8 protein-coding genes are annotated in these 12,398 nt (G+C 37.0%); 2 read left to right on the top strand and 6 right to left on the bottom strand.

Going from position 1 to position 12,398, the window contains the following annotated elements; all coding sequences use genetic code 11:
- Nucleotides 1–23: 23 nt before the first annotated feature.
- The 3 genes from rpsI to parC form a co-directional block, all read right to left on the bottom strand.
- Nucleotides 24–512, bottom strand: coding sequence for a 30S ribosomal protein S9 (gene rpsI, locus ME5_RS06270; protein WP_196793546.1), 489 nt, complete (start codon nucleotides 510–512; stop codon nucleotides 24–26).
- Nucleotides 512–976, bottom strand: coding sequence for a 50S ribosomal protein L13 (rplM, locus tag ME5_RS06265; RefSeq protein ID WP_008039445.1), 465 nt, complete (start codon nucleotides 974–976; stop codon nucleotides 512–514). The genes rpsI and rplM overlap by 1 nt, the downstream gene beginning before the upstream one ends.
- 335 nt (nucleotides 977–1,311) lie before the next feature.
- Nucleotides 1,312–3,561: a DNA topoisomerase IV subunit A gene (gene parC, locus ME5_RS06260; RefSeq protein ID WP_008039443.1), complete on the bottom strand. Its 2,250-nt coding sequence runs from the start codon at nucleotides 3,559–3,561 to the stop codon at nucleotides 1,312–1,314.
- A gap of 126 nt (nucleotides 3,562–3,687) precedes the next feature.
- On the opposite strand from parC, the gene ME5_RS06255 reads away from it, so the two are divergent.
- Nucleotides 3,688–4,878 carry a hypothetical protein gene (locus ME5_RS06255; protein ID WP_008039442.1) on the top strand — a complete coding sequence of 397 codons (1,191 nt, stop codon included), beginning with the start codon at nucleotides 3,688–3,690 and terminating at the stop codon, nucleotides 4,876–4,878.
- 380 nt (nucleotides 4,879–5,258) lie between these two features.
- Here the strand turns inward: ME5_RS06255 and aspS are convergent, their stop codons facing one another.
- A complete protein-coding gene (gene aspS / locus ME5_RS06250; protein ID WP_008039440.1) occupies nucleotides 5,259–7,049 on the bottom strand; it encodes an aspartate--tRNA ligase in 1,791 nt (596 codons plus the stop codon).
- Between the two features lie 149 nt (nucleotides 7,050–7,198).
- Between aspS and rnd the strand changes: the two genes are divergently transcribed.
- A complete protein-coding gene (gene rnd, locus ME5_RS06245) occupies nucleotides 7,199–8,359 on the top strand; it encodes a ribonuclease D (protein WP_008039433.1) in 1,161 nt (386 codons plus the stop codon).
- A 148-nt stretch (nucleotides 8,360–8,507) separates the two neighbouring features.
- Here the strand turns inward: rnd and ME5_RS06240 are convergent, their stop codons facing one another.
- Both ME5_RS06240 and ME5_RS06235 read right to left on the bottom strand, forming a co-directional pair.
- Nucleotides 8,508–10,022, bottom strand: a complete 1,515-nt coding sequence (locus ME5_RS06240) for a Ppx/GppA phosphatase family protein (protein WP_008039432.1) — start codon at nucleotides 10,020–10,022, stop codon at nucleotides 8,508–8,510.
- Complete coding sequence (locus tag ME5_RS06235) at nucleotides 10,015–12,219, bottom strand: RNA degradosome polyphosphate kinase (protein ID WP_008039431.1); 2,205 nt, start codon at nucleotides 12,217–12,219, stop codon at nucleotides 10,015–10,017. The genes ME5_RS06240 and ME5_RS06235 overlap by 8 nt, the downstream gene beginning before the upstream one ends.
- Nucleotides 12,220–12,398: the final 179 nt, after the last annotated feature.

Raw genomic sequence — 12,398 nt, 5'->3', positions numbered from 1 at the left:
GGGGTTTAATTGTTTGTGATTTATTAGCGTTTAGAAAATTGGAATGAACGGCGTGCTTTAGCTTTACCATATTTTTTACGCTCGACCACACGACTGTCACGCGTAAGAAAACCACCCTTTTTCAAAATAGCACGTAAACTCGGCTCGTAATAAGTTAAGGCCTTCGATATACCATGACGAACGGCCCCTGCCTGTCCAGAAAGACCACCACCTGCAACAGTGGCTATAATATCAAATTGTCCATCCCGATTGGATGCGACAATAGGTTGACGTAAAATCATTTGAAGCACAGGACGGGCAAAATATTTGTCAAAATCTTTATTATTAACAACGATTTTACCTGTTCCAGGTTTCACCCATACACGCGCTACGGCATCTTTACGTTTCCCTGTAGCATAAGCACGTCCGTGAGAATCTAATTTTTGTACATGTACAGGTGCAGAAATTTCAGAACTTTCAACATGATTGGTTGCAGCACCGAGTTCGGCGAGAGAATTGATCTCAGTCATGATTAAGCAATCCTTTTGTTTTTACTATTAAGTGCGCCGACATCTATTGTTTCGGGCTGCTGTGCTTCATGCGGATGTTGTGAACCGGCATAAACACGCAAATTTTTCATTTGACGACGACCAAGAGGACCGCGAGGAATCATTCTCTCAATAGCCTTTTCGACGACACGCTCAGGAAAACGACCTTCAATAATTTGGCGAACAGTGCGTTCTTTTATGCCACCGGGATAACCCGTATGCCAATAATATTTTTTGTCTGTGTATTTTTTACCCGTTAATGCCACTTTTTCGGCATTTATAACGATAACATTATCACCATCATCAACATGAGGTGTGAATGTTGATTTGTGTTTGCCACGCAAACGATTTGCGACGAATGTAGCAAGACGACCTAATACAAGATCTTCGGCATCAATAATGATCCATTTCTTTACTACTTCAGCAGGCTTTTGAGAAAAAGTTGCCATAGAAGATGTCCTTTAATAAATATCTTTCGACAAACGAAAGCTTTTTTTGTTGCTTAATGTCACTTAAAAATTAACGTCTGATCCTCATTTTATGATTGAACAGATATTATTTATGCAATACATACCACAGTATAAGTGGCACCATGTTTTCAACACAGAGATTGCTTCTTATAGTTTTCTTAATTTATGGTCAACACAAAAATAATGAAATGAAACAATGATTTAATTGTGAGGTATCATAATACCATATGCAATTATAAATATATGTTAAAATATTTTTAGTCCAAAAAATTTACTTCTAAGTGTCAACATCAATAAACGGTGAAAATTTTCAATTATACAGAAAATTTACCTGAACGTGGAAATCCTTTTGGAACCATACGACCTGCTGCAGCACGATGACCACTCCATTCGATAAGATCATTTGATTGGCGTATAAATATACGTTCTGCTGTATCTTTCCACGTCAAGCCATCTTCTATATTAAACGTCGTAATATCACTCACGCCCCCATCTTTATAGCGCTGCAATCTGACCCCTTTGCCACGTGTCATTTCAGGAATTTGCTCTATCGGGAAAACAAGCATCTTTCTATTTTCTCCAACAATGGCAACATGATCGCCGCTCACAGGAACACAAATAAAAGCTTCATCAGGAAATTTTACATTCATAATCTGCTTACCTTTGCGCGTCGTCGCAATAAGATCGCTTTCAGGAATAATAAATCCATTCCCTAAATGTGATGCCAATAATCTTTTTTGTTTTGGATCATGAACAAAAGCTGTCAATATATCCTGATCATTATCCATTTCGACAAGGATACGTATTGGTTCCCCATGTCCACGCCCCCCTGGAAGAATATGAGCACCAAGTGTAAAAAATTTTCCCCCTGTACTCATAACAACAATTTTATCAGTTGTATAAGCTGGAAAAGCAAATTTTAAACGATCACCCTCTTTAAAAGAAAAATTAGAATGGTCACTTATATGCCCTTTAAGTGCGCGCATCCAACCTTTTTCCGATATAATGATGGTTACAGGCTCTTTTTCAATCATCGCCTGATGAATTTCTTCAAAATTATGCGTAGGCGCATCTTCAAAGGTCGTGCGTCTTTTTCCTAAAAAACTATCTGGAGAGTATTTTTTTCTTACCTCACCAATTTCTTGCGCTATAGCTTTCCACTGCTTAACTTGAGACGCCAATAAAGCATGTAAGTCTTTTGCTTCTTCTTTTAAGCCTTCAAATTCTTTTCGGATTTCAAATTCTTCAAGTTTTCTTAAAGAACGCAATCGCATATTTAAAATGGCTTCCGCTTGAATTTCACTTAATTCAAAATGACTTATAAGACTTTTTTTGGGCTCCTCTTCCTCTCGAATAATACGTATAACTTCATCCAAGTTAAGATAAGCAATTAAATAACCACCCAAAATCTCCAAACGATGCGCGATATTATCCAAACGATGTTGGGCACGACGCGTTAAAACTTCTTGGCGATGAGCGAGCCATTGTTTCAGTGTTTCTTTCAATGATAAAACATTGGGCACCTTGCCTAATGTGAGAACATTTAAGTTTAGCGGTACGCGAACCTCAAAATCCGTTAATTTAAAAAGCGATTCCATCAAAAGTTCTGGATCAACGCTTCTATTCTTAGGTTCTAAAACAATTCGTATATCTTGTGCGGATTCATCACGAATATCATCAAGCATTGGAAGACGCCGCGCTAATAAAAGCTCTGCTGTTTTTTCAATTAAACGAGATTTTTGAATTTGATAAGGGATTTCTGTTACGACAATAATATATGCACCGCGGCCTCCCTCTTCCTTATGCCAGCGCGCGCGCAAGCGAAAAGCACCTCTTCCCGTTTCATAAGCATTTTCGATACTTGTTTTTGGTTCAACCAAAACACCACCTGTTGGAAAATCAGGACCTAAAACAAATTTTAAAAGATCGGAATGACTAGCCTCTGGCTGAGAAATCAAATGAATGGCTGCATCACAGAGTTCGGCAACATTATGTGGAGGGATTGATGTTGCCATTCCAACGGCAATGCCAGACGATCCATTTGCCAATAAATTAGGAAAGGCACCAGGTAAAACTGACGGCTCTTCATCTTCCTCATTATAAGTTGGACGAAAGTCGATAGCATTTTCTGAAATACCGTCAAGAAGAAGTGTTGATACTTCTGTCATACGTGCTTCAGTATAACGCATAGCAGCTGCATTATCACCGTCAATATTGCCAAAATTACCCTGTCCATCAACCAGCGGATAACGTACAGCAAAATCTTGAGCAAGACGGACAAGAGCATCATAAATAGACGTATCACCATGCGGGTGAAATTTACCCATCACATCCCCAACAATACGGGCGCATTTTGCATATGATTGATCGGGGTTGAGCTTTAAAAGTCTCATAGCATGAATAATACGTCTATGAACAGGTTTCAAACCATCACGCACATCAGGCAATGCCCGATGCATAATGGTTGACAAGGCATAAGCCAAATAACGCTCTTGCAATGCAGAACGCAAATCAACCGTTTCTATATGCTCATTTTCGGAACTACGAATCACTTTATCAGACATAAAAAAACGTTAGCAACTTGGCGATTCGCCCGCAAGCCATCTTCAACACTTCAGACCTACTTGCGATCAAATACAGAAATTGTTAATGATCTATAAATCTTTATTTTCAGTATCATGGGATAAAATATGTTTAAACATTTAAAAATAGTTCTTAAACTGACAACGTTTATAATTATTGCAATTGGTTTTGTTTCGAAAGCTTGGTCTGTTGATCCAGAAGAATTCACAAAACGTTTACAACATGAATTAGAGTCTTCTTCCATTTCCTTGACTTATGATGAAACCACTTCTGATGGCAATGACATTATTTTAAAAAATGTAAAATTAAACTTAGATAAAAATACATATCCCATCTTTGATATAGACACTCTCAAATTTGAAAATGTTAGTGAAGATGATGAAAAAAACTATAAAACTGAAAAAGTTTACATCCCTTTACTCAAAAATAATAATGGCGATACAACGATAGATATTAAAGAAATAACGCTAGAAAATATCTATCTTACATCAGAAGAAAATACCAACATCATATTAGATCTCATGCCTGTTGGTCGTTTTACTATTGGCGAATTTAAGGCAACTGAAAATTTAAAGCCAGTAGCGACAATTCAAGGTATTAATGTTGTCAATACACTACAAAATGATCAATCCGTACTTAATACTGCCTTTAATATTCAAAAATATGATTATCCTTTTGAAGAAAACACAAGTGAACCTACCATAAATTTTCTTAAAACACTGGGCTATACTCAATTTTCTGGTGCGTTAGATTGGAACATAAACACCAACTTAAACACAGGTGAAGTCAATAACGACAAATTACTTCTGACATTAGATGATATGGGCGCATTGAACCTAACATTTCATATTAATGGCTTTACCAAGGAACTTATAAAAGATGCTTTGACCTTACAAAAAAGCGTTTTCAACAAGAATGTTGATGAAAACGCTCTTATGCTCGCTCAAATTGGTTTTTTACAACAAATTGAAATCAAAGAATTACAGATTGCATATCATGATGACTCATTAACTGGGCGTATTCTAGACGGTCAAGCAAAAGATAAGGGTATGAGCCGCTCTGATTTTGTTGCACAAATTAAAATGTTTTTGCCTTTAATAGCAACACAAATTCAACATCCAGAATTTGTAAAAAATACAACAGAACAATTAGGCAAATATTTAGATAACCCGCAATCACTTATCGTAAGCGCAAAGCCAGAAACACCTGTAACCTCAGCGCTTATTTCTACTTTAGCTGCAACAGAACCTGCAAAGCTTGTTGATGTTCTCAATATCACCATTGAAGCAAATAAATAATACACATTATGATATGATAATTATAAAAAACTCGCTATTACAATTAGCGAGTTTTTTATTGATCAATGCAAATAGTTTTAAACTGTCTTTAAATTCAAATGATCCTTTGTATATTTTTATTAAATATCATGAAGGATCATTCATTTCATAGTTATGATTTTTTTTTAAAAAAGTCAGTTTTGAATGGTTTAAAATGCATCACTTTTATGTAAAAATTGGAACTAAAACATTTCTTACACTGACATCGCTATCAAAATCGTAAGAATTTTATATTGTTCCTTTAATAATTAAATATCTATCAATTTTATTCTTAGCATCAGATACAATTAAAAGCACATTCAAAATGTGCTTTTAACTAATATGACTAACTTGTTTATGAATTATGTTTCTTTAACACTAGGTGCAAGACGAATATGTAAATCTCTCAATTGTGCTGACGAGACTTCTGATGGAGCACCCATCAACAAATCAACAGCTTGTTGGTTCATTGGGAAGAGAGAAATTTCTCTTAAATTTTTAACTCCTAAAAGAAGCATCACGATACGATCAATTCCTGCAGCCATTCCGCCATGAGGTGGTGCTCCATAATGAAACGCACGATAAAGACCACCAAAACGCTCTTCAACAACATCCCTGTTGAGACCAGCAATTTCAAAAGCACGAACCATTGCTTCTGGAAGATGATTACGTATACCCCCAGAACCAATTTCAAACCCATTACAGACAATATCAAATTGGAAGGCTTTAACTGTCAAAGGATCTTGATTATCAAGCGCATCCTTTCCACCTTGCGGCATAGAAAACGGATTATGAGAAAACTCAATTCTTTTTTCGTCCTCGTTCCATTCATAAAAAGGAAAATCAACAATCCAAGCCAAAGCAAATTGGTCACGATTAAACAAATTCAATTCTTCTCCAGCACGCGCACGTGCTGCACCCGCAAATGATACAAATTTAGATGGATGACCTGCCACAAAGAAGCAGGCATCACCATCATTTAAGTCAAGTTGTGCACGAATTGATTCAACGCGCTCAGAGCCAATATTTTTTGCTATCGGTCCAGCTCCCTCTAAAGTATTATTTTCTTTGCGCCAGAAAATATAACCAAGACCCGGCTGACCTTCTCCTTGCGCCCATGAATTCATACGATCACAAAAAGCGCGACTTCCGCCTGTTTTAGCGGGTATCGCCCAAACTTCAGCCTTTTCATCATTAGCTAAAATATTGGCGAAAACCTTAAAACCTGAATCACGAAAATGCTCTGATACATTTTCCATAACGATAGGATTTCGCAAATCAGGTTTATCTGAACCATATTTACGCATAGCTTCATCATAGGGAATACGGGGCAATATCTGATTAACCGGTTTTCCATCTGCAAACTCTTCAAAAATTCCGCGAATGATAGGTTCCATTGTTTCAAGAATTTCATCTTGTTCAACAAAACTCATTTCAATATCAAGTTGGTAAAATTCACCAGGAAGACGATCAGCTCTTGGATCCTCATCACGAAAACAAGGCGCAATTTGAAAATATTTGTCAAATCCCGACATCATAAGCAATTGCTTATATTGTTGTGGTGCTTGTGGTAGAGCATAAAACTTATTTGCATGAATGCGACTAGGCACAAGAAAATCACGCGCCCCCTCAGGCGATGAAGCTGTTAAAATCGGTGTTGTAAATTCTGTGAATGATTTTTCTTGCATTCTGCGACGAATAGAGGCGACAATCTCAGTCCGTTTCATAATATTATGATGCAATGTTTCACGACGCAAATCTAAAAAACGATATTTCAATCGAATGTCTTCTGGATAGTCCGGTTCACCAAAAACGGGTAAAGGCAATTCATCAGCTTTTGATAAAATCTCAATGTCTTGTGCAAAAATTTCCACCTCACCTGTTGGCAAACTAGCATTCACTGTCTCGTTTGAGCGTGCGCGAACTTCTCCATCAACACGGATGACCCATTCACCACGAACAACCTCTGCTTGTTTAAAAGCAGGAGAATCAGGATCAGCAACAATTTGAGTTATGCCAAAATGATCCCGCAGATCAATAAAAAGAATACCACCGTGGTCACGCACACGGTGCACCCACCCTGAAAGACGAACACTATTTCCAACATCGCTCTTACGAAGAGCGGCGCAGTTATGGCTGCGATAACGATGCATGATTTTGCCTTTTTGTTATTGGTGCGTTTATACGCTTTAAAACTTAACGCAAAAACGCATTTTAAAGCAGATTTGTCAAGATATTGACGAGACTGTGCATGAAAAAATACCAAAAGACAAACGCTTAAATTTCAGTTATATGCTATACTATGAAATTGATTACACAAACAGATGATTTAAACACAGCGATAGCAATTTTACGGCAATCCCAATTTGTGACTGTTGATACAGAATTCATACGCGAAACAACATTTTGGCCTGAACTTTGTCTCATCCAGATTTCAAGTGATGAATTAAGTGTATTAATTGACCCATTATCTGAAAATATTGATCTTTCATCTTTTTTTACGCTCATCAGTGACACACAAGTTGTCAAGGTATTTCATTCAGCGCGCCAAGATATAGAAATTATTTATAAAATGGCTGGACTCATACCAACCCCTCTTTTCGATACGCAAATTGCCGCCGCAATTTGTGGCTATGGGGAAACCATTTCATATGACCAAATCGTCAATCGTATTACAGGTGATACGATTGATAAGACTTCACGTTTCACAGACTGGAGTGCTCGTCCGCTTTCTGAAAACCAATTATCTTATGCGTTGGCAGATGTCACTTATTTACGCCAAGTGTATCGTGTACTGAATGAAGAACTTGAAAAAAAAGGGAGAAGTGACTGGTTAAATGAAGAAATGTCGGTTTTAAAAACACCTAAAACATATGATCTTCCTGAAGATGAAGCATGGAAAAAAGTAAAAGGACGTTTACGAAAATCACGTGAACTTGCCGTATTACAAAAAATAGCTGCATGGCGGGAGCGTGAAGCAAAAATGCGTAATATACCAAGAGGACGTGTATTAAAAGATGAGGCATTGATTGAAATAGCTACACAACAACCAAAAGATGAAGCAAGTTTAGCAAAACTTCGAACCATTACTAAAGGATGGGAACGTAGCAGCTCAGCTCACTCACTATTAGAAGCCGTCAATGAAGGTATGTTAACAGATACAGCGCAATTGCCTCAAATTATTAAACATGTGCCTTTAAGTGAAAGTGTTGCTGCTGCCATTGATCTTTTACGTGTTTTATTAAAAATAATTGCAGAAGAAAATAAAATTGCTGCGCGCATCATTGCGACAAGTGATGATATTGAAAAGATAGCCAAACATCAAAAATATAGCACAATCTCTGCCATGCAGGGATGGCGTTATGAGATGTTTGGAAAAAAGGCTGAAGATATGCTGGCTGGCCGTATAGGGTTTTATTTTGATGACGGTAAAATTGCATTAAAACATTTCAATAATGAATAATATTTTTCTAATATAAAAATTTACTTACATATTATATAATCATTTCTTTTGTTAAAGATACGATCATTAAGCAAAATCAAAGAAATAGAAAATTTCTTCACACCATGATTTTATGAAGTAATGCTTATTATGACAAACAAATAAAAAATTAGTCAATAATCTGATATTTTAAAGCTATATCTGTAATTTTTGTAAGTTGTTTTAAGCGCCCTATAGGTCGCTCTGCCACAAGATTTTCATGACATTTTGGTATATTCAAAACAATAGCTTTCTTTTTTCGCTCCCATCGCAAATCAGGTAAAATACCAGCAGTTGAGGCAGAAAATAAATTAGCAACACGCATTATGCCACCTAAAAATCGTGCCCGTTCAATTGTCTCTTGCGAGGCAAGTTTTATAAAATCAGGCGCGTATTGATCTTCAAAAAGACCTTCATTTTTAAAAAAAACTGATAAAGCGGTAAAAAGTCGTCCGTGATGTGACATACCAGGATAAGGACCGTAAGCAATTTGTAACGCTGATTGATCGCCCCGATAGTCTGGGTGAAAACGCCAACCAATATCAGCAAGTAAGCACGCAGCTTCGCGATATCTTTTTTGATTTTCAGTTTCTATAACTCCAAAAACTTCAAAAGCATTGTTAGTAAACGCAATTAATTCATATGCTTGTTTCGGTGAACGCGCACGTAAAGTGGCCATTTCTTCACATGCAGCAAGAAGTGGATCTTGTTTGCGAATATTTTTTGGAAGTCGGGAATAAAGAAAACCTTCACGAACACCTGCTCCTGAAAAGATAATCTTTTCTGGAGCCATTGTGTGAATGATTTCGTTCATAATAATGGCGCCATAAGAAAGCAAATGTCGGCGATTTTTTGAAATTGACTCTATTCCTGTTATCGTATCAATTTCACCCTTCATGATTATATTGAGAAAATCATGTAAACTTTCAGCTGTCACTTCATAAGCGTGCATGACAGGAAGTGGATAATGCATTGATAACATATGCAATTTTGCTAAATTCCGCCATGTCCCGCCAACAGCATAAAAATGACGATTATAATTTTTTTCTAAAATATGAGACTGCTGTAAATATTTTTGAACAATCTTCGATGCATCTGAAAGATTGCCAGCAGAAAGATCATGAAGGCGCAGTCCACCAAGAGGCAATGTTACACCGCCATCCATTTTATCAAGAGATAGGTTGACCAATTCAAGGCTTCCACCACCGAGATCACCAACCAATCCATTAGGTTTAAAAAAATAAGAAAGAACACCATAAGACGAAAATTCTGCTTCTTCCTTACCAGTCAACACACATATTTCATTTTTTAAAATTCTACTGGCTTCTTCAATGAAGGAAGAACCGTTTTCAGCCTCTCTTGCTGCGGCAGTGGCTAAAGTATGAAGAGATTCAACACCAATTTGATCACAAACAGCTCTAAATCTCTTAAGTGTACGTAGTGCCATATCAACAGATTGATCTTCCAAACGCCCTGTATTTGCAAGCCCTTTGCCTAATCCACAAAGTATTTTTTCATTAAATAATACTGTCGGCGCACGAACCAAACCTTCATAGACAACAAGGCGAACGGAATTGGAGCCGATATCAATAACTGCAATCGGTTTGCGCCCTTTCAGACGTCCTTGAGCTATTACTTTAGTCATGAATTATGTCTTTATTCATATCACTTTGTTGACGTCTAATGGCAATTAATCTTGGTGCAGAAGACCGTAAGGATTTTCCACGCCCTGAAAGACTTGGGTTAGTCATAAAATATTTTTGCGCATTGAAGGGCTTTTCACCTTTAATTGGCATGATACGTTTTGAAGTTCCATCACTTAATATCTCAAAACTTTGCTGATTATCAATCATATTTGCTAACATAATTTGTGATAAAACTTGCTCATGAACAGTTTTATTATAAACAGGTACCAAAGTTTCAACGCGACGATCAAGATTACGGGTCATCATATCCGCAGAGCTAAAATATACAATAGCGTTTTCACTTGGCAAATCCTCCCCATTACCGAAACAAAAAATACGGCTATGTTCCAAAAACCGCCCAACAATTGATTTTGCACGAATATTTTCTGAAAAACCAGGAATTCCTGGACGCAAACAACAAATTCCTCTCACAACCAAATCAACCTCAACACCCGCCTGCCCTGCACGGTAGAGTGCATCAATAATTTGCGGATCAACAAGTGAATTAATTTTCATCCATATTGCAGCTTTTTTTCCTTCAATTGCATTTTTTATTTCATCTTCAATATGCCTTAAAATACGAGAACGCAAAGTTAAAGGTGAAAAGGCTAATTCCATGGATTCGTTAGGTTGAGCGTAGCCTGTTATATAATTAAAAATCAGCTGAACATCATGGCCGATATGGTCATCTGTCGTAAAAAAAGATAAATCCGTATAAATTTTCGCCGTTATGGGGTGATAATTTCCAGTTCCAAGGTGAACATAAGAACGCAAACGATTGTCTTCACGTCTTACAATTAAAGACATTTTTGCATGTGTTTTTAATTCAATAAAGCCAAAAACAACCTGCACACCTGCTCTTTCCAAATTACGCGCCCAGCGTATATTGGCTTCTTCATCAAAACGCGCCTTTAATTCCACAAGAGCAGTGACTGACTTCCCTGCTTCGGCGGCATCGATTAAAGCGCGAACAATAGGGCTGTCATTTGATGTACGATAAAGCGTTTGTTTTATGGCAACCACATCTGGATCAGCTGCGGCTTGACGCAAAAACTGAACTACAACATCAAAGGATTCATAAGGATGATGAACAACAATATCCTTTTCACGAATGGCTGCAAAGCAGTCACCTGCATGCTCGCGTATTCTTTCTGGAAAGCGAGGATTATAAGGAACAAATTTAAGATCTTCACGTGGTATAGAAATAATTTGTGAGATCATATTCAGTGCCAAAAATCCATCTAAAACACTGATACGATTTTCAGGAACAGCCAGTTCACTAACGACAAATTCTCTTAAACTGTCAGGCATTTCTGAATCAAATTCGATCCGAATAACCTGTCCACGACGGCGTCTTTTTAAAGCACTTTCAAATAGCCGCACCAAATCTTCTGCCTCTTCTTCTACCTCAATATCACTATCTCTAATAATACGAAATGTCCCTGCGCCATTTACTTCATAACCTGGAAATAATCGGCTTATAAAAAGGCTAACAGTATCTTCAAGACGTACGAAACGATAGCTTTCTCCCTCTTCAGGCAATAAAATGAAACGTTCCAATGTAGTTGGTAAACGCAATAAGGCTGTCATGGGTTGACGATCACTTCGTTTTTGAAGATGCAAAGCGATCGAAAATCCAAGATTTGGAATAAAAGGAAATGGATGTGCCGGATCAATTGATAAGGGCGTTAGCACTGGAAAAATGACTTCTAAAAAATGGTTTTCTAACCATTCTTTATCAGTAGTGCTTAAACGATCAGGACGAATAATTGCAATTTTTTCTTTTAATAATTCTGCTTGTAAAACACGCAATTCTTTTTGTTGATTAGATTGTAGGCGTGCAACTTCAGCCAAAACAAAATCCAATTGTTCTTGCGGTGTTCTTCCATCAGCGCTCAATGTCATAATGCCAGCACGAACTTGACCTGCAAGCCCTGCAATACGAACCATAAAAAACTCATCAAGATTTGCTGCTGAGATTGATAAAAATCGCAATCGTTCCAAAAGTGGATGTTTAGAGTTAGCCGCTTCCATCAAAACACGATTATTAAATTGCAACCAAGAAAATTCGCGATTTACAAAACGTTCAGGACTTGTCATCGTAAGTTTGGTTAGATTTGACGTATTTGTTGTTGGGTGTTTGGTTCTTACCGCCATAATCTTTATCCATTACGATCCAATTAAATTTTATTTATCAGTCAGTTTTTTAAACAAAATGCACATATAAAATATCATAACCTTTAGAGATAAAGTTTATATATCATAAAATTTCTAACTGTTCATCTATTCAAATCTTGTTTCTTTATTAATATGGTTAAGCCCACTTTACTTCAGTG

Origin of the sequence: Bartonella tamiae Th239, from assembly GCF_000278275.1 — a bacterium.
GTDB lineage: Bacteria > Pseudomonadota > Alphaproteobacteria > Rhizobiales > Rhizobiaceae > Bartonella > Bartonella tamiae.
Note: the sequence above shows the minus strand (reverse complement) of the source record. Positions and strands in the feature narration are given on the sequence as shown.

Excerpts from the sequence above, each read along its gene's own strand:
- ME5_RS06235 (WP_008039431.1), bottom strand. The coding sequence starts at position 12,219 with ATGGCGGTAAGAACCAAACACCCAACAACAAATACGTCAAATCTAACC.
- aspS (WP_008039440.1), bottom strand. The coding sequence starts at position 7,049 with ATGCATCGTTATCGCAGCCATAACTGCGCCGCTCTTCGTAAGAGCGAT.
- ME5_RS06240 (WP_008039432.1), bottom strand. The coding sequence starts at position 10,022 with ATGACTAAAGTAATAGCTCAAGGACGTCTGAAAGGGCGCAAACCGATT.
- rplM (WP_008039445.1), bottom strand. The coding sequence starts at position 976 with ATGGCAACTTTTTCTCAAAAGCCTGCTGAAGTAGTAAAGAAATGGATC.
- parC (WP_008039443.1), bottom strand. The coding sequence starts at position 3,561 with ATGTCTGATAAAGTGATTCGTAGTTCCGAAAATGAGCATATAGAAACG.
- rnd (WP_008039433.1), top strand. The coding sequence starts at position 7,199 with ATGAAATTGATTACACAAACAGATGATTTAAACACAGCGATAGCAATT.
- ME5_RS06255 (WP_008039442.1), top strand. The coding sequence starts at position 3,688 with ATGTTTAAACATTTAAAAATAGTTCTTAAACTGACAACGTTTATAATT.